The sequence below is a fragment of the Trinickia mobilis genome, from assembly GCF_017315705.1.
GTDB lineage: Bacteria > Pseudomonadota > Gammaproteobacteria > Burkholderiales > Burkholderiaceae > Trinickia_A > Trinickia_A mobilis.
The window spans coordinates 367,866-393,628 of the sequence record NZ_JAFLRF010000002.1; the positions used below are offsets into that span (position 1 = coordinate 367,866).

Annotated in this window: 23 protein-coding genes; 9 read left to right on the plus strand and 14 right to left on the minus strand. The window is 66.1% G+C overall.

The window, feature by feature from the left end:
* Positions 1 to 158: 158 nt before the first annotated feature.
* On the plus strand, positions 159 to 704 hold the full coding sequence (locus J3489_RS04520; RefSeq protein WP_206996492.1) for an Mpo1 family 2-hydroxy fatty acid dioxygenase: 546 nt from the start codon (positions 159 to 161) through the stop codon (positions 702 to 704).
* 150 nt (positions 705 to 854) lie between these two features.
* Here J3489_RS04520 and J3489_RS04525 read toward each other — a convergent pair whose 3' ends face one another.
* From J3489_RS04525 to J3489_RS04540, 4 genes are all read right to left on the minus strand, one after another.
* The gene (locus tag J3489_RS04525) at positions 855 to 1,151 is read right to left on the minus strand and encodes a DUF6587 family protein (protein WP_206996493.1); all 297 of its coding nucleotides are present in this window, start codon (positions 1,149 to 1,151) and stop codon (positions 855 to 857) included.
* Complete coding sequence (gene feoB / locus J3489_RS04530) at positions 1,148 to 3,001, minus strand: ferrous iron transporter B (protein ID WP_206996494.1); 1,854 nt, start codon at positions 2,999 to 3,001, stop codon at positions 1,148 to 1,150. Before feoB ends, J3489_RS04525 begins: the two co-directional genes overlap by 4 nt.
* Positions 2,998 to 3,243, minus strand: a complete 246-nt coding sequence (locus J3489_RS04535) for a FeoA family protein (RefSeq protein ID WP_206996495.1) — start codon at positions 3,241 to 3,243, stop codon at positions 2,998 to 3,000. Before J3489_RS04535 ends, feoB begins: the two co-directional genes overlap by 4 nt.
* A gap of 119 nt (positions 3,244 to 3,362) precedes the next feature.
* Complete coding sequence (locus J3489_RS04540; RefSeq protein WP_206996496.1) at positions 3,363 to 3,659, minus strand: acylphosphatase; 297 nt, start codon at positions 3,657 to 3,659, stop codon at positions 3,363 to 3,365.
* 268 nt (positions 3,660 to 3,927) lie between these two features.
* Between J3489_RS04540 and J3489_RS04545 the strand changes: the two genes are divergently transcribed.
* The 3 genes from J3489_RS04545 (at position 3,928) to J3489_RS04555 (ending at position 8,889) form a co-directional block, all read left to right on the plus strand.
* Entirely contained in the window at positions 3,928 to 7,080 is a 3,153-nt protein-coding gene (locus tag J3489_RS04545; RefSeq protein WP_206996497.1) for a sensor domain-containing protein, read from the plus strand.
* A 135-nt stretch (positions 7,081 to 7,215) separates the two neighbouring features.
* Entirely contained in the window at positions 7,216 to 8,223 is a 1,008-nt protein-coding gene (gene hpnA, locus J3489_RS04550) for a hopanoid-associated sugar epimerase (RefSeq protein ID WP_206996498.1), read from the plus strand.
* A gap of 162 nt (positions 8,224 to 8,385) precedes the next feature.
* Positions 8,386 to 8,889, plus strand: a complete 504-nt coding sequence (locus J3489_RS04555; RefSeq protein WP_206996499.1) for a hypothetical protein — start codon at positions 8,386 to 8,388, stop codon at positions 8,887 to 8,889.
* 73 nt (positions 8,890 to 8,962) lie between these two features.
* On the opposite strand, the gene J3489_RS04560 is transcribed toward J3489_RS04555, so the two are convergent.
* Together J3489_RS04560 and hpnC are read right to left on the minus strand one after the other, a co-directional pair.
* Positions 8,963 to 10,135: a glycosyltransferase gene (locus J3489_RS04560; protein WP_206996500.1), complete on the minus strand. Its 1,173-nt coding sequence runs from the start codon at positions 10,133 to 10,135 to the stop codon at positions 8,963 to 8,965.
* On the minus strand, positions 10,132 to 10,998 hold the full coding sequence (hpnC, locus tag J3489_RS04565) for a squalene synthase HpnC (protein ID WP_206996501.1): 867 nt from the start codon (positions 10,996 to 10,998) through the stop codon (positions 10,132 to 10,134). The genes J3489_RS04560 and hpnC overlap by 4 nt, the downstream gene beginning before the upstream one ends.
* A 268-nt stretch (positions 10,999 to 11,266) precedes the next feature.
* Between hpnC and ispH the strand changes: the two genes are divergently transcribed.
* The 3 genes from ispH to pepE all read left to right on the plus strand — a co-directional run bounded on the left by ispH (position 11,267) and on the right by pepE (position 14,215).
* Positions 11,267 to 12,211, plus strand: coding sequence for a 4-hydroxy-3-methylbut-2-enyl diphosphate reductase (gene ispH, locus J3489_RS04570; RefSeq protein ID WP_206996502.1), 945 nt, complete (start codon positions 11,267 to 11,269; stop codon positions 12,209 to 12,211).
* A gap of 10 nt (positions 12,212 to 12,221) precedes the next feature.
* The gene (hpnH, locus tag J3489_RS04575) at positions 12,222 to 13,373 is read left to right on the plus strand and encodes an adenosyl-hopene transferase HpnH (RefSeq protein WP_206996503.1); all 1,152 of its coding nucleotides are present in this window, start codon (positions 12,222 to 12,224) and stop codon (positions 13,371 to 13,373) included.
* Positions 13,374 to 13,459: 86 nt separating this feature from the next.
* Positions 13,460 to 14,215 (plus strand): dipeptidase PepE, encoded by a 756-nt coding sequence (pepE, locus tag J3489_RS04580; protein WP_206996504.1) that lies wholly within the window; start codon positions 13,460 to 13,462, stop codon positions 14,213 to 14,215.
* 61 nt (positions 14,216 to 14,276) lie between these two features.
* On the opposite strand, the gene J3489_RS04585 is transcribed toward pepE, so the two are convergent.
* Positions 14,277 to 14,885: an MlaC/ttg2D family ABC transporter substrate-binding protein gene (locus J3489_RS04585; RefSeq protein ID WP_206996505.1), complete on the minus strand. Its 609-nt coding sequence runs from the start codon at positions 14,883 to 14,885 to the stop codon at positions 14,277 to 14,279.
* A 235-nt stretch (positions 14,886 to 15,120) separates the two neighbouring features.
* On the opposite strand from J3489_RS04585, the gene hpnN reads away from it, so the two are divergent.
* Positions 15,121 to 17,748, plus strand: a complete 2,628-nt coding sequence (gene hpnN, locus J3489_RS04590) for a hopanoid transporter HpnN (protein ID WP_206996506.1) — start codon at positions 15,121 to 15,123, stop codon at positions 17,746 to 17,748.
* Positions 17,745 to 18,551, plus strand: coding sequence for an MlaA family lipoprotein (locus J3489_RS04595; RefSeq protein WP_206996507.1), 807 nt, complete (start codon positions 17,745 to 17,747; stop codon positions 18,549 to 18,551). The genes hpnN and J3489_RS04595 overlap by 4 nt, the downstream gene beginning before the upstream one ends.
* A 28-nt stretch (positions 18,552 to 18,579) precedes the next feature.
* Here J3489_RS04595 and J3489_RS04600 read toward each other — a convergent pair whose 3' ends face one another.
* The 7 genes from J3489_RS04600 to J3489_RS04630 form a co-directional block, all read right to left on the minus strand.
* Complete coding sequence (locus J3489_RS04600) at positions 18,580 to 19,269, minus strand: phosphorylase (protein WP_206996614.1); 690 nt, start codon at positions 19,267 to 19,269, stop codon at positions 18,580 to 18,582.
* 50 nt (positions 19,270 to 19,319) lie between these two features.
* Complete coding sequence (shc, locus tag J3489_RS04605) at positions 19,320 to 21,362, minus strand: squalene--hopene cyclase (protein WP_206996508.1); 2,043 nt, start codon at positions 21,360 to 21,362, stop codon at positions 19,320 to 19,322.
* Entirely contained in the window at positions 21,359 to 22,687 is a 1,329-nt protein-coding gene (gene hpnE / locus J3489_RS04610) for a hydroxysqualene dehydroxylase HpnE (RefSeq protein ID WP_206996509.1), read from the minus strand. The genes shc and hpnE overlap by 4 nt, the downstream gene beginning before the upstream one ends.
* Entirely contained in the window at positions 22,687 to 23,535 is an 849-nt protein-coding gene (hpnD, locus tag J3489_RS04615) for a presqualene diphosphate synthase HpnD (RefSeq protein WP_206996510.1), read from the minus strand. Before hpnD ends, hpnE begins: the two co-directional genes overlap by 1 nt.
* 181 nt (positions 23,536 to 23,716) lie before the next feature.
* Positions 23,717 to 24,658 carry a sensor domain-containing diguanylate cyclase gene (locus J3489_RS04620; protein ID WP_206996511.1) on the minus strand — a complete coding sequence of 314 codons (942 nt, stop codon included), beginning with the start codon at positions 24,656 to 24,658 and terminating at the stop codon, positions 23,717 to 23,719.
* Positions 24,655 to 25,278: a chemotaxis protein CheC gene (locus tag J3489_RS04625; RefSeq protein ID WP_206996512.1), complete on the minus strand. Its 624-nt coding sequence runs from the start codon at positions 25,276 to 25,278 to the stop codon at positions 24,655 to 24,657. The genes J3489_RS04620 and J3489_RS04625 overlap by 4 nt, the downstream gene beginning before the upstream one ends.
* Positions 25,271 to 25,639: a response regulator gene (locus J3489_RS04630; protein WP_206996513.1), complete on the minus strand. Its 369-nt coding sequence runs from the start codon at positions 25,637 to 25,639 to the stop codon at positions 25,271 to 25,273. Before J3489_RS04630 ends, J3489_RS04625 begins: the two co-directional genes overlap by 8 nt.
* Between the last annotated feature and the right edge of the window lie 124 nt (positions 25,640 to 25,763).

Here is a 25,763-nt window from a genome sequence, read left to right on the forward strand (position 1 = left end):
GTCGACGGACAATTGAACGCGATTATGAGCACTTTCGAGGAGGGGAACAATGACCACCCCCACGCTCACTTACGTTCGCTGTCGACCGGAGTTAGCGCTTTAGCGCTTACTCCGGTCCCATGCAAAGCTCCCCCCAAGGGGGCTGATGGGAGGCATCCATGAGAACGCTGACGGACCAACTTGCGCGGTACGCGGCCTACCATCGCGACCGGCGCAACATCGCCACGCATTTCGTCGGCATTCCGATGATCGTCGTTGCGCTCGCCGTGCTGCTGAACCGGCCGGCTTCGAATTTCGGCATGCTGCCGTTCGCCCTCTCGCCGGCCTGGGTCCTGTTCGTCGCGGCGACCGTCTACTACCTCGTGCTCGACGTGCCGCTCGGATTGATGATGGCGGTCATTTCCGCACTGTGCCTGTGGCTCGGCCATTGGCTCGCCGAGGCCGCGCTCCGCACGTGGCTCGGCGCTGGCATCGGACTCTTCGTCATCGGCTGGGTGTTTCAGTTCGTCGGCCATGCGGCGTACGAGCATCGCAAGCCGGCTTTCGTCGACGACGTGGCCGGCCTCTTGATCGGTCCGCTCTTCGTGCTGGCCGAAGCGCTGTTCGGGTTCGGCTGGCGGCCGGCGCTGCGCGAGGCGATCGAAAGCCGAGTCGGCCCGACGCGCATCAACGCGCCACATGCGAAGCCGCGTCATCAGGGCTGAACGGAAGATCCGATTGAACTGCCCCCACGTTCACGATCGTTCGCTGTCGACCGGAGTTAGCGCTTTAGCGCTTACTCCGGTCCCATGCAAAGCTCCCCCCGAGGGGGATTGGGGGACGGGAGACATCATGACGCCCGGCACGCCTTCCTGCTACCGCGAGCGGAACTCGATCGGCTGCCCATCCGGATGCTCGGCCGATCGCCGCGGCGCATCGCAACTGCCGCAGGTTCCGCAGCCGTCGCCGCAATTGCCGGTAGCCCCGCGGGGACGCAGCCAGCGGCCCAACGCCTGCGCAGCACGCGATCGCCGGGGCTGCGTCAGCGCGATCGAAGCCGCAGCCTGCCAGCGGGCCGCAAACTGCGGCGCCACTTTTCGCAATGTGTAGACGAGGCTCGCCACGACGAGAAGCGCGATCACCGCGTACTGCCAGCACAGACTGGAATTCACGTGAGCCACCTCGCAATCTGGTACGTCGAGAGCGATGCCGCGTAGGCCATGACAAACATATAGCCGAAGGCGATCGCCACGATGCGCGACGAACGGGTCTCACGACGAATCACGGCGAGCGTCGACATGCATTGCGGCGCGAACGCGAACCAGACCAGCAGCGACAGCGCGCTTGCCAGCGAAAAATTGGCGGCCAGCGCGTGCCCGAGGCCTACGATGTCGCCATCGCCGCCGCTCACCGCGTAGACCGTGGCAAGCGCAGCGACAGCCGTTTCGCGCGCAGCGAAAGCCGGAATCAGCGAAAGGCTGATCTGCCAGTTGAAACCCAGCGGGGCGAAGAGGTACTGCAGGCCCCGCCCGATGTAGCCGGCGAAGGTGTAATCGATGGCTGGCCCCGTGGCGCCTGCCGGCGGCGACGGAAACGTCGAGAGAAACCACATGAGCACGGTCAGCGCGAGAATCACGCCGGTCAGCCGCTTGAGAAAGATCGAGCCGCGCTCCCACAGGCCAATCGCGATATCTCGCAACTTCGGCAGCCGGTACGACGGCAGCTCCATCAGCAACGCGTGTTCGACGTGCTCGCGGCGCAGGCGCTTCAAGATCCACCCGACCAGCATCGCGCCGCAAATTCCGGCCGCATAGAGCGCGAAGAGCACGAGGCCCTGCAGATTGAATACGCCGAGGACGCGATGGGTCGGAATGAATGCGCCGATCAACAGCGCGTAGACCGGCAGACGCGCCGAGCAAGTCATGAGCGGCGCGACGAGAATCGTCGCTAACCGGTCGCGCGGATCTGTGATGCTGCGCGTTCCCATCACGCCGGGAATCGCGCACGCAAAGCTCGACAGCAACGGGATGAACGACCGTCCGGTGAGCCCCACCGAAACCATCACGCGGTCGAGCAGAAACGCTGCGCGCGGCAGATAGCCCGATTCCTCCAAGAGCAGAATGAACAGGAACAGCACGAGAATTTCCGGCAGAAATCCGAGCACGGTGCCAAGACCGCCGATCAAGCCATCGGTGATGAGGCTGCGCAGCGGCCCGTCCGGCAGCCACGCGCCGGCCTGCGTGCCGAGCCACGCGAAGCCGTCGCCGATCGCATCGGTCATCGGCTTGCCCACCGAATAGACCGCCTGGAAGACGAGAAACATCACCAGCGCCAGGATCATCAGCCCGAACACCGGATGCAGAGCGATGCGATCGATCGCGTCGTCGCGCGCATCGGTCGCACGCGGCATCGTGACGGCGGCGGCCAAAAGCGCGCGGACTTCGGCGTGCAAGTCGGCGTAATCCCGCTGACTGCCCGGCACGGATGCGGACGCCCGCTTCGCGACGGAATCCGTCCGGTCGATCGAATCGATCAGCGCGCGGGCGCCGCCGCGCCGCACGGCCACGGTCTCCACGACCTGCACGCCGAGCCGGCGTTGCAGTTCCGGCACGTCGACGGCGATCCCGCGCCTTGCAGCGGCGTCCATCATGTTCAGCGCCAGCAACACGGGATGCCCGAGCCGTTTGACCTCGAGCACGAACCGCAGATGAAGACGGAGGTTGGTCGCATCGGCGACGCAGACGATCAGATCCGGCACCGCCTCGCCGGGATAGCGCCCGAGCAGGACGTCGCGGGTGATACGCTCGTCGGGACTGGTGGATTCGAAACTATAGGCGCCCGGCAAATCGAGCACTTGAACGTGGTGGCCGGAAGGCGTGGTGAACCGGCCCTCCTTGCGCTCCACGGTGACACCGGCGTAATTGGCGACCTTCTGGCGGCCGCCGGTGAGTTGGTTGAACAGCGCGGTTTTGCCGCAGTTCGGATTGCCGACGAGAGCGACACGCAGGTTGGCCGCGCTCATAGGCTCGTCGCCTCCCGAACGCTCACGCGGCTGGCTTCCGCGCGACGCAACGCGAACCGCGTGGAGCCAATCTGGATCAGGATCGGATCCGCGCCCCACGGCCCGTGCGCGACCACCCGCACCGGCTCGCCGGACACGAATCCCAGGTCGCGCAGGCGCTGCGCAATCGAATCGGACGCGTGGACATCCTGAACATGCTCCACAACGGCGGGAGCACCCTTTGGCAAGTCGGACAAGCGCATCGGAATTTCAACTTGAAATAAGAACCGTTCTCATTGTAATGGATTGATCGGTCCCGATGCACCTCCGATGCTTTGATGTGGATGCTTAGAGGCGCTAGTCAGCCAGCCGTCCAACCTTGTCAGTGTTGTTCGAAACGTTCGAAACGCTTGCCGGTATGGCGCTCCTCGCCTGCGAGATCGGTCACGCGGGCCGACGGCGGCCCGCGCCGCATCCATTCGAGCATCAGGTCGACCTGATTGGCCGGTCCTTGCAGCATCGCTTCGACAGACCCGTCATCGAGATTCGCGACCCAGCCGGTGATGCCGAGCGAATGCGCCTTGCGCACCGTCGCGTGCCGAAAACCCACACCCTGAACGATGCCGCGCACGCGGACATAATAAGTTTCGATTCTTGTGTTTAAATCGGGCCCGGTCATACCTGCATCTCCTGCGCATTCATTTCGCACCGCATTCTAGTCGTGCCGCTGCAATCGTGCCGGCGGATGAAATAAAGCGAGCGGCGCTGTCAATAACGGGGGCGCTGTTGAAACAGTTAGAGCGATTAATACAAGCAGAGCAACCGCATCAACCCATTCAAGCAGCAAGCGAAAAGCAAAATCATTTCGACTAGCACTTAAGTAAATCAGAGCGGCGGTCGTAAACAGTTTACGCATCTTCTTATCGATCGCGCGGGGAGACTTCACGGTGGCTGCACTAGACCACGCGGTAGGTGTCAACCGCATCCGGAGGGTCAAAAGCTGGTTCGAAGCGCACAACACGACCATTCTGACGGTCGGCTTGTGCGCCATTGCCGTTGGCATGGTCGCGTTTTGCGCGAGCCAGATCTTCGCCGCGCGCGAAGTTGCGGACGCCCAGTTGACGCAAGTGCTGGATGTGCGCGACGACGTCCAAGGGCTTGAAGCGCTCTATGCGGAAGCGGACGTCGATTTCCTGCGGCTGCTCGACAATCCTTCGTCGCACGCCGTGCCGTGGACCGTCGAGCGGCTCGAGCGCGCCACACGCTATTTCAGCAAACTTTCCGACGCTTTCGCAAAAGACCCGCAGCGCGCGCGTGAAATCGACGCGCTGCGCGAAGCGACCCACCAATGGCAACGCCAGCTCGCCCAGACGACGCTCACCGCGAGCACCGACGGCCACACGGTCTCGGTCGAGCGGGAGAGGCTCGGCGAGGTCAACGAAACGCGGCACCGCCTCGCCGTCGGCATCGAATCGCTCGATCCCGCACGCGAACTCTCCACCAGCGCCCGCGCGAGCATCTCCGCGCGCCGCCTCGCCTCGGAACGCGTCGCGTTCGCGGCAGCGGCCGCGGCGGCGTTCGTGCTGCTCGTCTACGGCTTCCTCGCGAACCATCGCCTCGGGCTCGAACGCGCACGCGCGCGCATCGCCGCCGAGGAAGGCGAGGCGCGCTTTCGCGAATATTTCGAAGAGCATCCGCTGCCGATGCTGATCTACGACGCCGCCACGGCGACGGTAGCGGCGGTCAACGACGCCGCAGTGCGCCTGTACGGCTACACGCGCGACGAATTCGAAGGCCTCAGCGTCGCCAAGCTGAGGCCCGCCGAGGATGCCGACGATTTTCTCGCGCGCTTCGCCAAGCAGGCAGAGGCGCCCCGCACGATCAGCGGCACGAGCGGCGTGCGCTGCCACGTAAGGAAGAACGGCACGCGCTTCTTCGTCGAACCGTCCTTTCACTTTCTCAATCATGCGAATCGCCGCGCGTGCTTCGTCGTCGCGGTCGACGTCACCGAAAAAGAGCAAGCGAAAGAAGCGCTGCAGCAATCGAAGCAGATGCTCGAAGCGGTGATCGACAGCGTGCCGCAGCGCATCTTCTGGAAGGACACGGGCTCGCACTACCTCGGCTGCAACCGCGCGTTCGCCGACGACGTCGGCATCGCCGATGCCTCGAAGATCGCCGGCCTTACGGACTACGACCTGCCCTGGCAGAGCTTCGCGTCGACGGCACGCATGCGCGACAGCGAAGTGATCGCGAGCGGCAAGCCGTTGAACGCCTACGAAGAATTCGCGCCCGCGGCGGACGGCACCCGGCGCTGGTATAGAAAGACCAAGGTGCCGCTCAAGAACGCGCGCGACGACGTCATCGGCCTGCTCGCGACCTACGAAGACATCACCGAGCGCAAGGATGCCGAGCTCGCGCTGCGCCTGCGCAGCCGCGCGCTCGACGCGATCGTCAACGCCGTGCTGATCACGCGCGCGGCCGACACGGGCAATCTGATCGAATACGCGAACCCCGCGTTCGAGCGCATCACCGGATACCGGACCGATGCGGTCATCGGCTCCGATTGCCGCTTCCTGCACGGCAGCGATCGCGACCAGCCGGGCATCGAATCGATCCGCCGCGCGCTCGCCGCCGAACGCGACGTGACGACGCTCGTGCGCAATTACCGGCGCGACGGCACGCTGTTCTGGAATCAGCTCTATATCGCGCCGGTGCGCGACGAGAACGGACAGGTCACGCATCACATCAGCGTCGTCAACGACGTGACCGAGCTCGTGCAATCGCGCGACATGCTGCGCCACCAGGCGAATTTCGATTCGCTCACCGCGCTGCCGAACCGCGCGCTATTGAACGAGCGGCTCGAACAGGCGATCCGGCACGGCGCCGAGCGCGGCACGCGCGTGTCGCTGATCTTCATGGACGTCGATCATTTCAAGGACGTCAACGACAGCCTCGGCCACGGCATCGGCGACCGGCTGCTGCGCGAGATCGGAGCGCGCCTGGCCGGATGCGTCGGCGCATCGGACACGGTGGCGCGCTACGGCGGCGACGAGTTCGTGCTGGTGATCGTCGAACAGGAAGAGACCGACCGCCTGACCGACGTGCTCGCGCACGTCTCGCACGCGTTCTCGCGCCCGGTGTGGATCGACGATACCGAGTTCCACGTCGAGGCGAGCGTCGGCATTGCGAGCTTTCCGTCCGACGGCGCCGATGCAGAAACGCTGCTGCGCCGTGCCGACCTCGCGATGTACCGTGCGAAGTCGAACGGCCGCAACGCGGTGCATCGGTTCGAGCCTGAGCTTGGCCGCCTCGCCGACGAACGGCTCGCGCTGTCGCGCCGGATGCGCGCTGCGCTCGCCAACGGCGAATTCCGGCTCGATTACCAGCCGCAAGTCGATTTGCATTCGAACCGCGTGACGGGCGTCGAAGCGCTCTTGCGCTGGCGCGATTCGGAGCTCGGGTCGGTGAGTCCCGCGACCTTCATTCCGATCGCCGAAGAAAACGGCCTGATCGTGCCGATCGGCGAATGGGTGATGCAGCAGGCGTGCTACCAGGCGCAGGCGTGGCAGTCGACGCTGCCCGCGTTGCGGATGTCGGTGAACATCTCGCCGCGGCAGTTCGCGCGCGGCGACATCCTGCGCGTGATCGAGCGCGCGCTGACGCGTGCGGACTTGTCGCCGTCGCTGCTCGAAGTCGAGATCACCGAGGGCGCGCTGATGGCCTACGGGTCGATCGAAATGCTGCGCGCGATACGGGCGACGGGCGTCGATATCGCGATCGACGATTTCGGCACCGGCTACTCGAGCCTTTCCTACATCCGCACGTTCCATGCGGACCGCTTGAAACTCGATATGTCGTTCGTGCGCGGCATCGGCGCGCATCGCGAGGACGAAGTGATCACGCGCGCGATTCTGTCGCTCGGCCGCGCGCTGGGCTTCAAGGTCGTAGCCGAAGGCGTCGAGACCGATGAACAGCTCGCGTTCCTGCGCCGCCACGGCTGCAGCTTCGTGCAGGGCTACCGGTTCGCGCGGCCGATGCTCGCGGCGCAGGCGCATGCGTTCATTCTGAACTTCAACGAGGGCGTGCCCGAATACAGTTGACGCTGTTTCGAGTGCGGCATCGTTCGCCGACGCCAAGCCGCGCCCCTGCCTTCTTCAAGGCAAGTAAAATCGCGCAACGTCCAGAACGGCGCATGCGGTTCGTCCCGCGTGCGCCGTCGCCATTCTGAGGAACCCATGGCAGATCAATCGCGAGACCTCGTTCTCGTCACCGGCGCGTCCGGCTTTGTCGGCTCGGCCGTCGCACGCATCGCGCAACAAAAAGGCTTCGCCGTTCGCGTACTGGTGCGCGCGACGAGCCCGCGCCAGAACCTCGAAGACCTCGACGCCGAAATCGCCGTCGGCGACATGCGCGACGAAGCGTCGATGCGCGCCGCGCTGCGTGGCGTGCGCTATCTGCTCCACGTCGCCGCCGACTATCGCCTGTGGGCACCGGACCCCGCCGAGATCGAACGCGCGAACCTCGAAGGCACCGAAGCGACGATGCGCGCGGCGCTTGCCGAGGGCGTCGAGCGCATCGTCTACACGAGCAGCGTCGCGACGCTCAAGGTCACGAGCGCCGGCATTTCCGCCGATGAAACCGCGCCGCTCACGGCCGAGCAGGCGATCGGCGTCTACAAGCGCAGCAAGGTGCTCGCCGAGCGCGCGGTCGAGCGGATGATCGAGCGCGACCGCCTGCCCGCCGTGATCGTCAATCCGTCGACGCCGATCGGGCCGCGCGACGTGAAGCCGACGCCTACCGGCCGCATCATCGTCGAGGCGGCGCTCGGCAAGATTCCGGCGTTCGTCGATACGGGGCTGAACCTCGTGCACGTCGACGACGTCGCCGCCGGCCACTTCCTCGCGCTCGAACACGGACGCATCGGCGAGCGCTACATCCTCGGCGGCGAGAACCTGCCGCTGCAGCAGATGCTCGCCGACATCGCCGCGCTCACGAGCCGCAAGCCGCCGACGATCAGCCTGCCGCGCTGGCCGCTCTATCCGCTCGCGCTCGGCGCCGAGGCGGTCGCAAAGATCACGAAGCGCGAGCCGTTCGTCACCGTCGACGGCCTCAAGATGTCGAAGAACAAGATGTATTTCACGTCCGCCAAGGCGGAACGCGAGCTGGGCTTTCGTGCGCGGCCGTATCGCGAAGGCTTGCGCGATGCGCTCGACTGGTTCCGGCAAGCGGGCTACCTGAAATGAAGGCGTGAAGGCATGACAGGATGACGCCGCCGCACTTGTGCGGCGGCACGGCATGGCACATGCGCGGCGACGAGCAATTTGTTACAACCTGTGTACGCCACGCTGCGATCAAAGCCCGCGCGCAGCGAGTAAAATCGCGAGTCTTACGTAGAGAAGCCTCGCATGAACCTCCAAGAACAGATCGGCGCGCTCGAAACGGGGGTCGATCAGCTCACCCAGCTCATTCAAGCCGCGCTCGCTCAACAAGCGGCGCCCGAAGCGTCGGCTGAGCGCGCGTCGGCGGCGCCCGCCGCCGACGCCGCGCTTGCCGAACCGGCGAACGCGGTAGAAACCGTCGACGAAAAACCCACGCTGCATGTCGGGCGCCCAGCGCAAAACGAGATCGTGTTGACCGTCGGCGGGAAGTCAGTCTCGCTGCATCCCGAGCAGTTGGGGCAACTGATCGAGGAACTGGCGAACGCGCGTGCGTCGATGGTGCCGGAGCCGCCGATGGCCTTGGCGCCCGGCTGGCGCTTCGTGTCGACGAAGAATCCGGTGATGGCGGTGCAGAAGCAATCGAACGGCGACCGTCTGCTGGTCCTGCGGCACACGGGCCACGGCTGGGTGCCCTATACGTTCTCGCCGGACATGGCCATCCAGCTCTACATGATGCTGACCCAGCGCTGATGGTGTTGAAACGGCGGCAGCGCGTTACGCGCCGCCGCGCCGTCAGCCGCACGACGCGTGCGGTGTCAAAGGCCTACCGCTCCTGCACCGGCGCCTGCACGCGCGCCTTCCATTGACCGCCCTTGCCGCGCCAATAGCGCACGGCAGACGCCAGCGTCGCACCGACATAGAACAACGCAACCAGCGGCAGCGCCGGCGCCCACAACGGCGAGCGGCCGTAGTAGCGCAGCATCGGCGCATACGCGCAGCACATCGCAACCCACGCGGCCCACGCCGGCCACGCATGCGAACCCAGCCCGAGCGCGACAACGGGCGGCACCAGATAGATCAGCGTCATGCCGATCAGCATGCCCGCAAGCAGCCACGGCGAATAGCGCAACTGCGTGAACGCGGTGCGCGCGATCATGTTCCAGATCTCCCGCCAGTTGTCGTACGGACGCAGCGACACGCTGTACGCCGCAACGTCGAGCCGAATCGGATGATGCCCCTCGCCGCGATGCTTGATCCGGCTCGCGAGGCTGCAATCGTCGATCAATTCGCCGCGGATCGATTCGATTCCGCCCGCCTCCTCGAGCGCCGCGCGCTTCACGAGCATGCAGCCGCCCGCGGCCGCAGCGGTCTTGTTGCGCGGATTGTTGACCCACGAGAACGGGTAGAGCTTCGCGAAGAAGAACACGAACGCCGGGATCAGCGCTTTCTCCCAGAACGAATCGCAGCGCAGCCGCACCATCAGCGAGACCAGGTCGCGCTTCTCTTCGATTGCGCGCGCAACGAGTTGCGTGACGGCGTCCGCGGGATGGCCGATGTCGGCGTCGGTGAGCAGCAGGTAGTCCGCGGGCAGGCCGAGCGATTTCACCGCTTCGATGCCCTGCGACTGCGCCCACACCTTGCCCGACCATCCCGGCGGCAGCGGCTTCGCGGTCAGCACCGTCAGGCGCTCGGGACGCTGCAGCGACAGCGCGGCGGCCCGCGCGGCATCGGCGGTGCCGTCGGTGCTGTGGTCGTCGACGACGATCACATGGAACGCGCCCGGATAGTTCTGCGAGATCAGCGTCGCGACCGCCTTGCCGATCACGTCCGCCTCGTTGCGGGCGGGCACGACGGCGGACACGGCCGGCCACGCGTCGCGCGGCCCGACAGGCAGCGGCGGCGCCGGACGCGTACGCCAGAAACCGCCGCGAGCAAACAACAGCACACACCAGATCACAAGCGATATGGCGGACAACACAAACAGAATTGCGATCATGCGTGGCCCTCGGACGAAAGTGCGCTGACACCGACGCTGCCAAAAAGACGCATTTTCGCCGTGCGCGCCGCGATGATGCACCAATCGAGCGTATCCAGCACGGGACGATGGCGAAACACGTCGTAATCGGCCTGCTCGATCCGCTCGAGAATGCGCAGCCCGCCTTGCACGACGCTGCAGAGCTCGAGGCCGAAGCGCCCCGGCAGACGCCGCGCGAGCGGCGCGCCGCGGACCATCAGCGCCCGGGCGTAGGCGACCTCATGCGCCATCAACGCACGCCATGCGTCGTCGCAAATGCCTTGCGCGATCTGCGATTCGGTCACGGCAAAGCGCCCGATATCGGCGAGCGGAAGATACAGATGCCCGTTGTTCCAGTCGATCGCCACGTCCTGCCACAGGTTGATCAGTTGCAGCGACGTGCAGACCGCATCGGAATCGGCGAGGTTGGCGGGGGTGGCGGCGCCGATCAGGTGCAGCAGCAGATGCCCGATCGGACTTGCCGAACGGCGGCAGTATTCGGTGAGCGCGGCCCGGTTGTCGTAGCGGGCGGTGTCGATATCCTGCTCGAACGCCGCAACGAGGTCGTAGAACGGCGCCAGCGGCAAACCCTGTTGCGCGCTCACGACAGCCAGTTTTTCGAACAAGAGCGGGTGTACGGGGGCGGCACGGCCGTTCGCGACCGCATCGAGCCCGGCCCGGATGTCGGCCAGGCGCGCGCGGCGTCCGGCGGGGCTCCCGCCGCCTTCGCCGGCGATTTCGGCAGCGGTGCGGACAAAGTGATAAATCACGCCGGCCGGCGCACGCAGCGCCTTCGGCAGCAAGATGCGCGCGACCGGATCGTATTCGTAAGGATCAACTTCCATACAGCAAATTCAGTAATACAAGCGAAAGATTCGCCCGCGACCCAGTAGTTTACTGGCTTCCGGCGCGCCCTTGAACGCGGCGTAACGACTGCTTGCAAAATGTGCGACGGCCCCAATAAAGCGCGCCGGACCCGATAGCGGTAGAATGCGCGCTTGGATTCGGTTTGCCGGGGATTGCACCCGCTTTCTAATACCTGGATTCGGGGCGATGCAGCCGTGGCTACCGGCTTGTTTTCGAGACCCCGCGTCAGTCGGAGTTCCCAAACATATGCGAGTCATCCTTGCTCAGCCCCGCGGCTTTTGTGCGGGGGTCGTCCGCGCAATCGAAATCGTGGATCGCGCGCTGCAACGACACGGTGCACCCGTTTATGTGCGCCATGAGATTGTCCACAATCGGCACGTCGTCGAAAACCTGCGCAGCAAAGGCGCCCGCTTTGTCGAAGAACTCCACGAGGTGCCGCATGGCGCCGTGGCGATTTTCAGCGCCCATGGCGTGGCGCAAAGCGTCGAGCGCGACGCCGAAGACCGCGGCCTCGACGTGCTCGACGCCACCTGCCCGCTCGTGACGAAGGTGCACGTGCAAGGCCGCCAGTACGTGGCTGCCGGACGCACGCTGATCCTGATCGGCCATGCGGGACACCCGGAAGTCGAGGGCACGATCGGCCAGATTCCCGGCAAGGTGCTGCTCGTGCAAAGCGAAGCGGAAGTCGCGAGCCTGCCGCTCGCCAACGATACGCCGCTTGCGTACGTGACGCAGACCACGCTGTCCGTCGACGACACGCGCGGCATCATCGAAGCGCTGATGCGCCGTTTCAAGGACATCGTCGGCCCGGATACGCGCGACATCTGCTACGCGACGCAAAACCGCCAGGCCGCGGTGCGCGAGTTGAGCAAGGAAGTCGACGTGCTGCTGGTCGTCGGCGCGACCAACAGCTCGAACTCGAACCGCCTGCGCGAAATCGGCACCGAAAGCGGCGTGCCGAGCTACCTCGTTGCGGACGGCTCCGAAGTGAAACCCGAATGGTTTGCCGCCGCGCACACGGTCGGCATCACCGCGGGCGCATCGGCGCCCGAGGAAATGGTCGAACACGTGATCAATGCGCTGCGCGCGTTGGGGCCCGTCGACGTCACGACGATGACGGGCCGTGAAGAAAAAGTCGAATTCAAGCTGCCGTCGAAGCTGGCCGAGCCAGCCGTCGCGCGCGAAGCCTAAGGAGCACACCTTGTCTATTCCGCTGCTGCAAAAAGTTCGTGTTGGCTCCTACATCTTTCGCCAACACTTTTCAGGCAACAAGCGCTACCCGCTCGCGCTGATGCTCGAGCCCCTCTTCCGCTGCAATCTCGCCTGTAACGGCTGCGGCAAGATCGATTATCCCGATCCCATCCTGAACCAGCGCCTGTCGCTCGAAGAGTGCCTGGGCGCCGTCGACGAGTGCGGCGCGCCGGTCGTGTCGGTCGCCGGCGGCGAACCGCTCCTGCACAAGGAAATGCCGCAGATCGTCAAGGGCATCATCGAGCGCAAGAAGTTCGTCTACCTGTGCACGAACGCGCTCCTGATGGAAAAGAAGATGGACGACTACGAGCCGAGCCCGTACTTCGTGTGGTCGGTGCACCTCGACGGCGATCAGCAGATGCACGATCACTCGGTGTCGCAGGAAGGCGTCTACGACAAGGCCGTCGCCGCGATCCGCGAAGCGAAGCGCCGCGGCTTCCGCGTCAACATCAACTGCACGCTGTTCAACGACGCCGTGCCCGAGCGCGTGGCCGCGTTCTTCGATACGCTCAAGCCGATCGGCGTCGACGGCATCACGGTGTCGCCGGGCTACGCCTACGAGCGCGCGCCGGATCAGCAGCACTTCCTGAACCGCGACAAGACCAAGCAGCTGTTCCGCGAGATCTTCAAGCGCGGCAACAACGGCAAGAACTGGTCGTTCAGCCAGTCGGGCCTGTTCCTCGACTTTCTGGCCGGCAACCAGACCTATCACTGCACGCCGTGGGGCAACCCCGCGCGCACGGTGTTCGGCTGGCAGCGTCCGTGCTACCTGGTCGGCGAAGGCTATGTGAAGACCTTCAAGGAACTGATGGAAACCACCGACTGGGACCAGTACGGCACCGGCAACTACGAAAAGTGCGCTGACTGCATGGTCCACAGCGGCTTCGAGGCGACGGCGGTGATGGATACCGTCGCGCACCCCCTGAAGGCGCTTGGCATGGCCATGCGCGGCCCGAAGACGGAAGGGGCCTTCGCGAAGGACATTCCGCTCGACAAGCAGCGGCCGGCCGAATACGTGTTCTCGCGCCACGTCGAGATCAAGCTCGACGAAATCAAGCGGACGAGCAGCCCGAAGAAATCGCCGGCAGTCGCCGCGCATTGAGCAGTTGTAGCGCACGGCTTCGTGCGCTACAAAAAAAGGGCGCAACAGGTCATGCTGTTGCGCCCTTTTTTCGACCAGAGAAAACCATGACCCAACGCATTTTGCTGATGAGCAGTTCCCGCAAAGACGGCCTCGGCTATCTGGAGCACGCCGCCGAACAGATCCATACGCTCTTCAAGCACGAAGCGCGCAAGATCGTCTTCGTGCCGTTCGCGGGCGTCACGTACAGCTTCGACACGTACGAAGGCGTCGTCAAACCGGTATTCGAGAAACTCGGCTATACGCTCGAGTCGATTCATCACAGCGCGAATCCGCGAAAGACGATCGAAGAAGCCGAGGCGATCGCCGTGGGCGGCGGCAATACGTTCGCGCTTTTGAAGCGCATGTACGAGGCCGATATCGCCGCTGCAATTCGCGCGAAGGTGCGCGCGGGCACGCCTTACGTCGGCTGGAGCGCGGGCAGCAACGTGGCCTGCCCGACCATCCGCACGACCAACGACATGCCGATCGTCCAACCCCCGACGCTGCGCGCGCTCGGCCTCGTGCCGTTCCAGATCAATCCGCACTTCATCGGCGGCAAGCCCGTGGGACATAACGGCGAAAGCCGTGAAGAACGGCTTGCCGAGTTCCTCGAGATCAATGCGCCCGAACAGGTATTCGCGCTGCCCGAAGGCTCCGCGCTCTACTCGGACGGCACGCACGGCACCGTGCTGGGCGAGCGCGGCGCGCTGCATTTCAAGGGCAAGGACGCCATCGACAAGATCGCCGGGGGCGAGACGTTCCCGCTTGCGCGTATCGCCGGACCTGCGGACCTGGCGAACTGGCCGGACTTCGGCATTTAAGCGTCGCCAAAGCGGTCTGCCCGCCTAACTGGGGCTCGCGACCAGCCGCCCGCCTGTCGCATTACCCCGCGCTGCGCGCGTTGTGCTCGGTCAGGAACTTGATGAGGCCGTCGACGCCACCTTTCGAAATCTGCTCGGCGAACTGGCGCTGATAGACCTGGATCAGCCAGGCGCCCATCATATTGATGTCGTAGATTTTCCAGCCGTCTGCGGTTTTTTCCATGCGGTAACCGATTGCCTGGTCATCGCCGTTGTTGATCACGTGCGTCTGCACGACCGTGTCCTTGGCGCCCTCGGGTGTCGACGACGGCTCGAACTTGAAGCTCACGTCCTGGGTGCGCAATTGCGACAACGACGCGGCATAGGTCCGCACGAGCAGGATTTGAAATTGCTCGAACAACTGCTTTTGCTGCTCGGGCGTCGCCTTGCTCCAGGCATCCTGCCCGACCGCGATGCGCGTCGTGCGCAGGAAGTCGGTGTACGGCACGAAGCGCGTCTGGACGAGGCCGGTAATTTTTGCCATGTCGCCGCTCTTAGCCTGAGGGTCGGCCTTCATCGCGTTGACGGTGCCTTCGACGGCCGACTTCACGGCCGAATCGGGGCTTGACTGTGCGAAAGCCGTGCCGGACACGAATGCAGCTGCGAGAAAAGCAATCAGATAACGTTTCATACGCTCGTGAGAACAGTGAAGAATTGAGCGGCCGCGGCTATGAAGCCTGCGGGCATCGGGCCAGTATACCGGCTTTACCGGATCGCTTTCCCGCACCTTGCGCGCCAGGACCGCGCCGGCAAGTCGTGAGCAACCGTCGGCACGAAGAGCAGCATCCTGTGCCCTTCGGCAGCACGCCGGTATACTTGCGCCTCTTGCCAAATGCAATCCCCTCTGACAAGGCGCCCCTGCCTACATGCTGAAGTCATCCGTCGTTCGCCTCGTCGCCTGGTCCGTGCGCTTTCCGGTCTGGGTCATCGTCGTCTCGCTGCTGCTCGCCGCGGTGAGCGGCCATTACGTCGTCAACCACTTCAAGATCAACACCGACGTCAGCCGGCTGATCGAAACCGATGAGACCTGGACGGCGCTCGGCGACGCCACCGACAAGGCCTTTCCGCAGCGCGGCCAAACGATACTCGTCGTCGTCGAGGCGGCCGCGCCGGAATTCGCGGACGCCGCCGCCAACGAACTGACAGCCGCGCTGCGCAAGCAGCCGAACGAGTTCGCTTCGGTCTCGCAGCCGTCGGGCGGTGCGTTCTTCGAGCGCAACGGTCTCTTGTTCCTGTCGCCGAAAGAAATCGACGACACCACCTCGCAGCTCGTCAAAGCCAAGCCGCTCATCAACACGCTCGCGAAGGACCCGAGCCTCACCGGCCTCGCCGATACGCTCACCACGACCCTTCTGCTGCCGCTGCAGCTCGGCCAGGTCCAGCTCGGCGACATGGCGAGTCTGCTGAACAAAAGCGCGACGACGCTCGACGGCGTGCTCGCCGGGAAGTTTTCGGTGCTGTCGTGGCGCGGGCTCGTCGACAAGGACCCGGTCAAACAACCGGTGTGTGCGTTCATCACCGTGCAGCCCGTGGTCGACTACGGCGCGCTCGAAGCGGGCGCGCGCGGCTCGGAAGCGGTCCGCGCGACCGCCACCGTGCTGAACCTGTCCGGCCGCTACGGGGCGAAGGTCCGCCTGACCGGCGAACAGCCGCTCGCCGACGAGGAGTTCGCCTCCGTCGAGCAAGGCGCGCTCGTCAACGGCATCGCCACGTTCTTCGTCGTGCTGATGATCCTGTGGCTCGCGCTGCGCTCGGGCAAGCTGATCGTCGCGGTCTTCATCACGCTGTTCGTCGGGCTCGCGATCACGGCGGCGCTCGGGCTCTTGATGGTCGAATCGCTCAACATGATCTCGGTCGCGTTCATGGTGCTGTTCGTGGGGCTTGGCGTCGACTTCGGAATCCAGTTCGGCGTCAAGTACCGAGAGGCGCGCTTTCACGACGACGACCTGAACCGCGCGCTCATCGCGACCGCGCGCGAAGTGGGCATCCCGCTCACGCTCGCCGCCACGGCGGTTGCCGCAAGCTTCTTCTCGTTCCTGCCGACGGCCTATCGCGGCGTGTCGGAGCTGGGCCTGATCGCGGGCGTCGGCATGTTCGTCGCGTATCTGACGAACATGACGCTCCTGCCCGCGCTCATCAAGCTGTTCAAGCCGGCCGGCGAAGAAGCCTCGCCGGGCTTTCCGCGTCTTGCCCCCGTCGACGATTACCTCGACCGCAACCGCAAGCCGGTGCTGATCGGCACGCTCGTGGTGATCGTCGCCGCGTTGCCGCTGCTCTTGCATCTGCACTTCGACTTCAACCCGCTGCATTTGAAGGACCCGCACAGCGAATCGATGGCGACGCTGCTCGCGCTGAAAGATTCGCCGGAAGCGGGCGTCAACGACGTGACGGTGCTCGCGCCGTCACTCGCCGCCGCCGACCGCACCGCCGCACGGCTCGCGAAGCTGCCGGAAGTCGGCCGGGTCACGACGCTCTCGAGCTTCATTCCGAGCGATCAGCCGCAGAAGACCGATGTCATCGACGCCGCCGCGGAGCAACTGACGCCCGCGCTCACGCAGCCCGGCGCGCCCCCATCGAACGACGCGCTGCGCGTCGCCTCGCTCAAGCGCGCGGCGAACCAGCTCTCGCTCGCTGCCGACGACCACCCCGGCCCGGGCGCTGCCGAAGCGAAGCACTTGTCCGCCACGCTGGCGAAGCTCGCCGCCGCCGATGCGGCCACGCGCGACCGCGCCGAAACGGCGATCTCCGAGCCGCTGCGCCTCGCGCTCAGGCAGCTCACGCTGCTGCTCGAGCCCGAGACCATCACGCGCGCGACGCTGCCGCCCGAGATCGTGCGCGACTGGGTGTCGGCCGACGGGCGCGCGCTGGTCAATATCTCGCCGAAGGTGCCGGCGGGCGCCGATGCGAACGACGACACGATGCTGCGCCGCTTCGCCCACGCCGTGAAGCAGGCGGACCCGTCGGCGATCGGCGGCCCGATCTCGATCCTGCATTCGGCCGACACGATCATCAAGGCGTTCGCGGAAGCGGCCTTGTGGGCGGTGCTGTCGATCACGCTGTTGCTCTGGCTTACGCTGCGCCGCTTCGGCGACGTGCTGCGCACGCTGATCCCGCTGCTGGTTTCCGCGGTCGTGACGCTCGAACTGTGCGTTGTGTTCCACATGCCGCTCAACTTCGCGAATATCATCGCGTTACCGCTCATGCTCGGCGTGGGCGTCGCGTTCAAGATCTACTTCGTGATGGCTTGGCGCGCCGGGCAGACCAGCCTGCTGCAATCGAGCCTCACGCACGCCGTCATGCTCAGTGCCGCGACGACCGCGACTGCCTTCGGCAGTCTGTGGCTCTCGCATCACCCGGGCACGGCCAGCATGGGCAGACTGCTTGCGTTGTCCCTGTCCTGCACGCTGATCGGCGCAGTGGTTTTCCAGCCCGTACTGATGGGCAAACCGCGCGTTAAGCGCACACCGAAGAAAAAGATACTAGGCACTCGATGAAAAAGCTGCGAAACACTGCGCTGGCGCTTGCGGCCGCGGGCGCGCTCTCCGGCTGCGCCACCGGCCCGAACGCCACGCCCGGCGACCCGCTGGAGCCGATGAACCGCGTCATCTTCAAGGTCAACGATACGGTCGACCGGACCATCGCCCAGCCGGTCGCGAAGGGCTACCAGAAGGTCACGCCGCAGCCGCTGCGCACCGCCGTCAGCAACTTCTTTTCGAACCTCGGCGATATCACCAACTTCGCGAACGATCTGCTGCAGCTGAAGATCACCGACGCGACCGAAGACCTGATGCGCCTCGCGTTCAACTCGACGTTCGGCCTTGGCGGGCTGCTCGACTGGGCGACGCCGGCGGGGCTGCCGAAACACCATCAGGACTTCGGTCTGACGCTCGGCCGCTGGGGCGTGCCGTCCGGCCCGTATCTCGTGCTGCCGCTGTTCGGGCCGAGTTCGTTCCGCGACGGCGTCGGCCGCGCGGTCGACGTCAAATTCAATCCGCTGAACTATGTCGACCCGGCGTGGCGCAATCCGCTTTATATCGCGCAATTCGTGAGCGCGCGTGCCGATCTGCTCGGTGCGACGAACCTGCTGGAAGAGGCGGCGCTCGACAAGTATTCGTTCGTCCGCGACGCCTACGTTCAGCAGCGCAAGGCGATGCTGAACCAGCCCGGGTCGGCGCCGCCCGCGCTGCCTAACTATGGCGATGAGAACGAGGCCCAGGCGCCGGCCGCGGCGTCGTCTGCAGGTGCGTCGGCGCCCGCGGGGGCGTCGGCCCCGGCGAGCGCGCCTAGCGGGCAATAGCCAGCGGCCAATTCACGCGCCGGGCGGCTTACGCCGGCCGAAGCGCCCCGGTCGCGCCGAGCGCCTGGCGCGCCTGGACGAGCGCCGTGCGGGCCGAGCGCGCATCGGCGGCGAGCCGGATCAGCGCGCCGAGCTGGGACGGCTGGCGCGCCAGTTCGCGCAGAACCGGGCCGAGCGCCGTGGTGCCGTCGTCGCGCAAGCCGGCCGTCGCCGCGCGCGGCAGCGTGCGCCATGCGGGGTCGACGATCGCGCGGCACACGATGAACGGCAGCCCGCGCGCCGCGGCGATCGCGCCCGCGATATGCGATTCCATATCGACCGCCAGCGCACCCGTCGAGCGATGGAGGCGTTCCTTGTCTTGCGCGCTCGCGACGGGCGCCGTCACGCCGGCCATCGTGCCGCGGTGCACGCGATCGCGCAGCGGGGTCGCCGCGAGGGCCTCTGCGCAGCGGGCCGCCCACGCAGTGTTCGTCGGGATGCGGCCCACGGGGCCATCGACGGCATCCGCGATGATCAGCGAGCCGGGTTCGAGACCCGGCGCCAGGCCGCCCGCAGTCCCGAAGCTGACGATGCCCGCGCAGCCGCGCGCCACCGCCTCGGAGAGCGCACGCTCAAGCCAGTCGGCGCGCGCCGCGTAGACCGTTTCGACGCCGTCGCCGCGCGCGATGCGCGCTTCGAACGCCATGCCGGTCACGGCAATGATGGGCGGGGCCGCCATCGGTTGGGCGATGCCGCCGCCGATCGCAGCCGCCGGATCGCGCCGCACCGTCACATCCCGACCGTGACGCGCGTGCTCGCGGCACGCTTCAAGTTCCGGTAGCGGGCGAGCGCCCACAGCGGGAAGAACTTGCGATAGCCGTGATAGCGCAGATAGAAGACGCGCGGGAAGCCGGTCGCCGTGAAGCGGGTTTCGTCCCAGAGCCCGTGCTCGCGCTGCGTGGTCGTCAGATACGCGATGCCGCGCTCGACAGCCGGATGATCGACGACGCCCGCCGCCATCAGCCCGATCAGCGCCCAGGCGGTCTGCGACGACGTGCTCGCCGCCTTCTCGTAGCCGCGGTAGTTGAGCTTGTAGCTCGTGCCGTCCTCGCCCCAGCCGCCGTCTTCGTTCTGAATCGAGATCAGCCACTGTGCCGCGCGCCGGATGCGGGGGTCCTCGTGCGACATGCCCACGGCGTTCAGCGCGCACAGCGCCGTCCACGTGCCGTAGATGTAGTTCATCCCCCAGCGGCCGTACCAGCTGCCGTCGGCTTCCTGCCCTTTCAGCAGATAGTCGTAGGCACGGCGCGCCGGCTCGCTGTTGGCCGGCATTTCGCCGAGCTGCGCGAGCATCGACAGACACCGGCCCGACACGTCGGCGGTCGGCGGATCGAGCAACGCGCCGTGATCGGAAAACGGAATGTTGTTCAGGTAGTACTGCGTGTTTTCCGGCTCGAACGCGCCCCAGCCGCCGTCGCTGCTCTGCATGCCGACGACCCATTCGCGCGCCCGCGCAATCGCTTCGCGGTCGACGTTCGATTGCGTGAGCGTCGCGGCGCGGTCCATCGCCATCACGACCACGGCCGTATCGTCGACATCCGGATAATGCGGGTTCGCGTACTGGAACGCCCAGCCGCCGGGCCGCACGTTCGGCCGGCGCGAGATCCAGTCGCCGCGCACATTCAGGATCTGCAGCGGACGGAGCCACTGCAGGCCGTGCAGCGCCGCCTGCTCGGCGCGCGGGTCCGCCGTTTCGAGCAGCGCGTGCGCGGCAAGCGACGTATCCCAAACCGGCGACAAACACGGCTGGCAATACGCTTCTTCCTCGCCGATCACGAGCAGCTTCTCGATCGACTGGCGCGCAATCGCGCGATTCGGATGATCGGGCGGGTAGCCGAGCACGTCGTACATCATCACGGCGTTGGCCATCGCCGGGAAAATCGCGCCGAGCCCGTCCTCGCCGTTCAGACGTTCGTCGACGAACGCGACAGCCGCATCGATGGCCTTTTGGCGCGTGCGCCGCGGAAAGAGGCCGTCGATCGCGCGCAGGATCGCGTCGACGCCGCGGAAGAACACGAACCAGCCCTGGCTTTGGTGCTCCGCGCGCGGCAGGAGCCCGGTGGAAACCGGGGCGCCCTTGAAGATCTCGTCGATGCGCACGCCGCGCGGATTCTTCGCCTTCGGCCGCTTCGCGTTCAAGACGAGCAGCGGCACGATCACCGTGCGCGCCCAGTACGACACCTTCGACAGGTGGAACGGGAACCACATCGGCAGCAGCATGATTTCGACCGGCATCATCGGCACCGCATGCCACGGAATCACGCCGAAGAGCGCGAGCAGGATGCGCGTGAACACGTTCGCGCCTTCAGCGCCGCCGTGCGCGAGAATCGCGCGGCGCGCGCGCTGCATGGGCTCGGCGTCTTCGGCGTCGCCGACCATCTTCAGCGCGAAATAGGCCTTCACAGTGGCGCTGACGTCGAGCTTGCCGCCGGTGAAGAGCGGCCAGCCGCCGTCGGCAAGCTGGATGCGGCGCAGATAGCGCGCGATCTTCTGCTCGAGCTCGGGGTTCGGCGTTTCGCCGAGGTAATGCACGAGCAGGATGTACTCGGCCGGGATCGTCGCGTCGGCCTCGAGCTCGTAGACCCAGTGGCCGTCGGGACGTTGCGCGGCGAGGAGCGCGTCGACCGCGCGCGTGACGGCGGCATCGAGCGCGGGGGTCGCTTGCGCGCGGGCGCCTGCGCCCGCTTGCGGCGCGGCGCAAGGCGCTGCTTCGGTCGTGGCGGCGTCGGCGGCGGTCGCGGCGGCGGGGGGTACGGCGGTCAAATCGTTCATCGGCGGTTCATCGGTTGATTGAGGAGCGTCTCGGCAGCCTTCTGCCCCGAGCGGATCGCCCCTTCGATCGTCGCGGGCAGGCCAGTGGCCGTCCAGTCGCCCGCGAGTACAAGATTATTCCAGCGCGTTCGGGTTGCCGGCCGCAGCATTTCCTGCGACGGCAGCGCGGCGAACGTCGCGCGTTTTTCGATCACGATCTGCCAGGTCGGCATCGGATCGGCGGGGAGGCTCACGGCTTTCGCGACCTCGGCCCAGATTGTTTTCGCCAGCGCGTCGCGCGGCGTGTCGAGCAGGCGGTCGGCGCCGCTCACCGTCACCGACAGGCGCCCGTCGAACGCAAAAATCCACTCAGCCGTCCCGTTCACGAGGCCCGTGAGCGGCGGCAGGCCGTGCGGCGGCTCGACCGCGAAGTGCGCGTTGACGACCGAGCTGAACCGATCGGGCACGCGCACGCCCGGCACGAGCGTTTGCGCAACCTCGGAAGGCACGGCCAGCACGACCGACTCGCCAGGTTCCAGCGCGATGCTCGTCCCATCCGCGAAGTTCAGCGCGGCCACGCGGGCGTTCGCCGTCAATCCGTTGGCCGTGCTGCTCGCGGCGCCAGTCGCGGCACCCTCCTTTGCGGCGTCGGCAAACACGATCACCGCAAGACGCGAGCCGAGCTTGATGGCCGCGCCGCCATGCTGAAGCAAACGCAGCGCCGGATCGACGAACGCGCTGCCGAGCCCGTTTCGCGCGACGAGCGGCCGGCATGCCTGACCGCCTGCCGCGAGGGTCTCGCGCGCCACCGCCGCTGCGAGCTCGGCCGTGCCCTGGCGCGGCTCGACGTTCAACGCCGCGAGAAAGAGCGGCCTCAGCAAACGGTCCCACAGGATGCCGTCGCAGCGCATCGTCTGCGCCATCGTGCGGCCCGGCTTCGCGAAGAAGAGCGGCGCGAGCGACAGATAGTCGGCCGGCTGCGTATCGGGCACGCGCGCGGCGGCGTCGAAGATCCACAACGGCAGGCGCCCGGGGGTCAAGCGCACGGTCCAACGGCGGCCGTTCGCGAGATCCACGAACGGGAACTCGGGCTGCGACGGGCCGACGAGCTCGCCGGCCGCGCCGATCGCGCGCGCGTAACCGAGCGTCGCGTGGTTGCCCGACAGCACGAAGTGATTGCCGTTGTCGATCGTCGCGCCTAACGTGCCGTCGTAGTACGAGCGGCAACGCCCGCCGGCATGCTCCGCCGCTTCGTGCAGCACGACTTGAGCGCCGCGCTGCTGCAATTGAACCGCGGCCGCGAGGCCCGCCAGCCCCGCGCCGATCACATGAACCCGCCTCGCCATCAGAACAAGGCGTAGCGCGCGACGATCCAGAGAAGCCGGCCTTTCGGCTTCACGATCGGCGTGCGCGGCAGGTCGAAGCCACGTTCGAGAGTGCGTTCGAGCAGAACGCGGTAGACGCCCGACATGATGCGCGGCGCGCGCACTTCGCGGCGCGGCGCGGCGTCCATGATGGCGTCGGCATGCGCGAAGTGTTCGAGCGCGCGCTCGGCGAGCGTCGCGCAGACGCGCGGCAGCGAAGGATCGTCCGCGATCACGGCCGGATTCGTTGCGACGATCCCTTCGCGCGCGAGCAATTCGCGCGGCAAATAGCAGCGGTTGATCGCGGCGTCTTCGTCGATGTCGCGCAGGATGTTCGTCAATTGCAGCGCGCGGCCGAGGTGGTGCGACAGCCGGATGCCGGGTTCCTCGGACATCCCGAATATCCTCACCGATAGCCGCCCCGCCGCGCTCGCGACGCGGTCGCAGTAGAGATCGAGCGTGGCTTCGTCGGGCGCGCAGATGTCTTCGGCCGCGTCCATCGCCATGCCGTCGATCATCGCGTGGAAGTCTTCGCGCTGCAGATCGAACGTACGGATGTGGCGCGTCAGTGCCACGAGCGACGGGCGCGGCGCGCCGGCATAGCACGCGTCGACGGCCTCGCGCCAGCGCGCGAGGCCGGCGCTGCGTTCGGCGTGCGGCGCGTTGCTGTCGGCGATGTCGTCGACGGCGCGGCAAAAAGCGTAGACCTGATACATCGCGTCGCGCTGCGCGGCCGGCAGAATGCGCATCGCGAGATAAAACGAGCTGCTCGATGTGACGGCAGCGGCGTCGGTTTCTGGATCGTCCACGACGAGATTGGAAACGGCCAAGACGAACTCCGCTGTGGCGCCCTCTTGGGCGATTGATGTCTGAATGCCAGGCGGCGTGCCGCTCAGCGCCGCGCTGGAAGGTGCGCAGCGCGCCGGCATGGCTGCCGGAAACGGCGAAAAGTATAACAATCTTTGCGGCGGGCCGCCCCGCGCGATAAAAGCCGCCGCGCCAGCCGGAAAATCAGACGAATGCCACCGACCGGTTGCGCCCCTGGCGTTTCGCGCTGTAAAGCGCGGCATCCGCATCGTTGATCAGGACCTCGTACGCGCTCACGCCGGCGCGCGCCGCCGCGCCGCCGACGCTCGCCGTCACCGGCACGCTCACGCCTTCCACGTCGACCGGCGTGTCGCCGATCGTCTTGCGGATCTTTTCCGCGACGACCATCGCCTCGTCGAGCGTCGTGCACGGCAAGAGCAGCGCGAACTCCTCGCCGCCGAAGCGACCGAACGTATCCTGCGCGCGGACCGCTTCGCCGACGCGCTGCGCCATCACGCGCAGCACCGTGTCGCCGACCACGTGGCCGAATTCGTCGTTGATCTTCTTGAAGTGGTCGAGATCGAACAGCAACACCGAAAAGTCGCCGCCGTAGCGCTGCCAGCGCTGGTGTTCGTCGCGCAGGCGCGCCTCGAAGAAGCGCCGGTTCGCGATGCCGGTAAGGCCGTCGCGGTTCGCATATTCCTGCAGCTTGACGACCGCCTCTTCTCGCTCGCGCTGCATCACGCTGACATGGGTCACGTCCGAGATCGTCACGCAGACGGCCACCACGTCGCGCCCGCGCATGAGCGGCATGAACGTGCAGTCCTGCTGCATGAAATCGACGCCGCCCGTGATCGGCCGGTCATGCTCGAATTTGAACAGATACGGCCGCTGCTCCCACGAGCTGAACGCGAAGTTGCCGAGCTGGAACACGCTTTCGAGCTTGCGCGTGAACCAGACGCGCGGCAGTTCCGGAAAGTTGTCGAAAATCGGCTTGCCGACCACGTCGGCGGCCGGCCGGCCACTGTAGTCCTGCATGAACCGGTTCCACATCAGCACGTTGAAATCGCGGTCGACCACGAAGATGCCGAATCCGACCCGCTCGATCACGAGGTCGGAAAGAGAGGGCTCGGTAGGGACGTTCATAGGCTGGAAAGCAGCGCGGCCAGCGCATCGTTCACGCGGCGGATCGAGTCTTCGGTCATCAGCATGACGAGGTGCGCGCGGAAGCTCTGGTCTTCCAGCGCGAAGTTTACTTCGAGCAGGAGCGCGACCTTCCATGCGAGCACGTCGGCCTGGAACACGTCGTCGAGCGAAATCTTTTCGCCAAGAAGACCCGGCGGAGAGAAAATCGGCGTGCGGTCAAGCTGGTCGAGAATGCACGACACGCACGCGCCCGTCAGCACGTTGGCGACGTCGAACATCAGCTCTTTCTGGCTGACCGCTTCGTACGAGGATTCGATGTAGGGATCGTTGACGAACGAGCACAGTTGACCGACGCCGCTGCTGCGGCAGATCACGAGCGCCTCGCCCTTGATGTCGGAGCGAAAGCCCTGGCGCACGGCCGTCACGGTTTCGTCGATGCCCGTCATCTCGCGCAGTGCCGCCGCCGCGTCGCTCACCTCGACCACGCGCATGCGCGGCACCGACAGCTCGATGAACGTATCGAGCAGCCGGGCAAGACGTGTCGCCGCCTGGCCCATCGCCAGGTTGGCGATCTCCTGCAACGCGTCGCGCTGTTCTTCGGTGAAGACGTTCTCAGGCATACAACCCGTACTCCTTGAGGATCGGCACGAGGGCCTCGGGGGTCACGGGCTTGGCGACGAACGCCGCGGCGCCGAGGGCGCGCACGCGTTCCTGGGCCAGCGGCTGGATGTCCGCCGAGACGACGATCACGAACGTGTTCAGGTCCTCGTGCTGGAGCGCTTCGAGCACCTGGTAGCCGGTCATGTCGGGCATCGTCAGGTCGAGAAACATCACCGAAGCCTTGCCGGCGCGATACAGCGCGAGCGCTTCGCGGCCGTTCGACGCATATTCGATTTCGACGTCCCAATCGCCCGGCAAGGATTTCGTAAGAACCTTGCGGGCAAGCAGGGAATCGTCGGCGATCACAATCGGCAAAGGCATGGCAGCGTGACAATAAACGGAGTTTTCTATGTCGCGTTAACGGCGGCTCGAATCTGTTCTTTAGCGGAGCGAGGACGTCAACAGGCTGCGACGCGATAGGCGGCGCACGTGCGGATTGCCCGGG

What these genes read in the sequence shown, in the direction of transcription:
- pepE (WP_206996504.1), top strand. Translation starts at nt 13,460, where the DNA reads ATGACCCAACGCATTTTGCTGATGAGCAGTTCCCGCAAAGACGGCCTC.
- J3489_RS04600 (WP_206996614.1), bottom strand. Translation starts at nt 19,269, where the DNA reads ATGGCGGCCCCGCCCATCATTGCCGTGACCGGCATGGCGTTCGAAGCG.
- J3489_RS04620 (WP_206996511.1), bottom strand. Translation starts at nt 24,658, where the DNA reads ATGAACGTCCCTACCGAGCCCTCTCTTTCCGACCTCGTGATCGAGCGG.
- hpnE (WP_206996509.1), bottom strand. Translation starts at nt 22,687, where the DNA reads ATGGCGAGGCGGGTTCATGTGATCGGCGCGGGGCTGGCGGGCCTCGCG.
- J3489_RS04560 (WP_206996500.1), bottom strand. Translation starts at nt 10,135, where the DNA reads ATGATCGCAATTCTGTTTGTGTTGTCCGCCATATCGCTTGTGATCTGG.
- ispH (WP_206996502.1), top strand. Translation starts at nt 11,267, where the DNA reads ATGCGAGTCATCCTTGCTCAGCCCCGCGGCTTTTGTGCGGGGGTCGTC.
- J3489_RS04535 (WP_206996495.1), bottom strand. Translation starts at nt 3,243, where the DNA reads ATGCGCTTGTCCGACTTGCCAAAGGGTGCTCCCGCCGTTGTGGAGCAT.
- J3489_RS04625 (WP_206996512.1), bottom strand. Translation starts at nt 25,278, where the DNA reads ATGCCTGAGAACGTCTTCACCGAAGAACAGCGCGACGCGTTGCAGGAG.
- J3489_RS04585 (WP_206996505.1), bottom strand. Translation starts at nt 14,885, where the DNA reads ATGAAACGTTATCTGATTGCTTTTCTCGCAGCTGCATTCGTGTCCGGC.
- shc (WP_206996508.1), bottom strand. Translation starts at nt 21,362, where the DNA reads ATGAACGATTTGACCGCCGTACCCCCCGCCGCCGCGACCGCCGCCGAC.
- J3489_RS04520 (WP_206996492.1), top strand. Translation starts at nt 159, where the DNA reads ATGAGAACGCTGACGGACCAACTTGCGCGGTACGCGGCCTACCATCGC.
- J3489_RS04555 (WP_206996499.1), top strand. Translation starts at nt 8,386, where the DNA reads ATGAACCTCCAAGAACAGATCGGCGCGCTCGAAACGGGGGTCGATCAG.
- hpnA (WP_206996498.1), top strand. Translation starts at nt 7,216, where the DNA reads ATGGCAGATCAATCGCGAGACCTCGTTCTCGTCACCGGCGCGTCCGGC.
- feoB (WP_206996494.1), bottom strand. Translation starts at nt 3,001, where the DNA reads ATGAGCGCGGCCAACCTGCGTGTCGCTCTCGTCGGCAATCCGAACTGC.
- J3489_RS04630 (WP_206996513.1), bottom strand. Translation starts at nt 25,639, where the DNA reads ATGCCTTTGCCGATTGTGATCGCCGACGATTCCCTGCTTGCCCGCAAG.
- J3489_RS04595 (WP_206996507.1), top strand. Translation starts at nt 17,745, where the DNA reads ATGAAAAAGCTGCGAAACACTGCGCTGGCGCTTGCGGCCGCGGGCGCG.
- J3489_RS04540 (WP_206996496.1), bottom strand. Translation starts at nt 3,659, where the DNA reads ATGACCGGGCCCGATTTAAACACAAGAATCGAAACTTATTATGTCCGC.
- hpnN (WP_206996506.1), top strand. Translation starts at nt 15,121, where the DNA reads ATGCTGAAGTCATCCGTCGTTCGCCTCGTCGCCTGGTCCGTGCGCTTT.
- hpnC (WP_206996501.1), bottom strand. Translation starts at nt 10,998, where the DNA reads ATGGAAGTTGATCCTTACGAATACGATCCGGTCGCGCGCATCTTGCTG.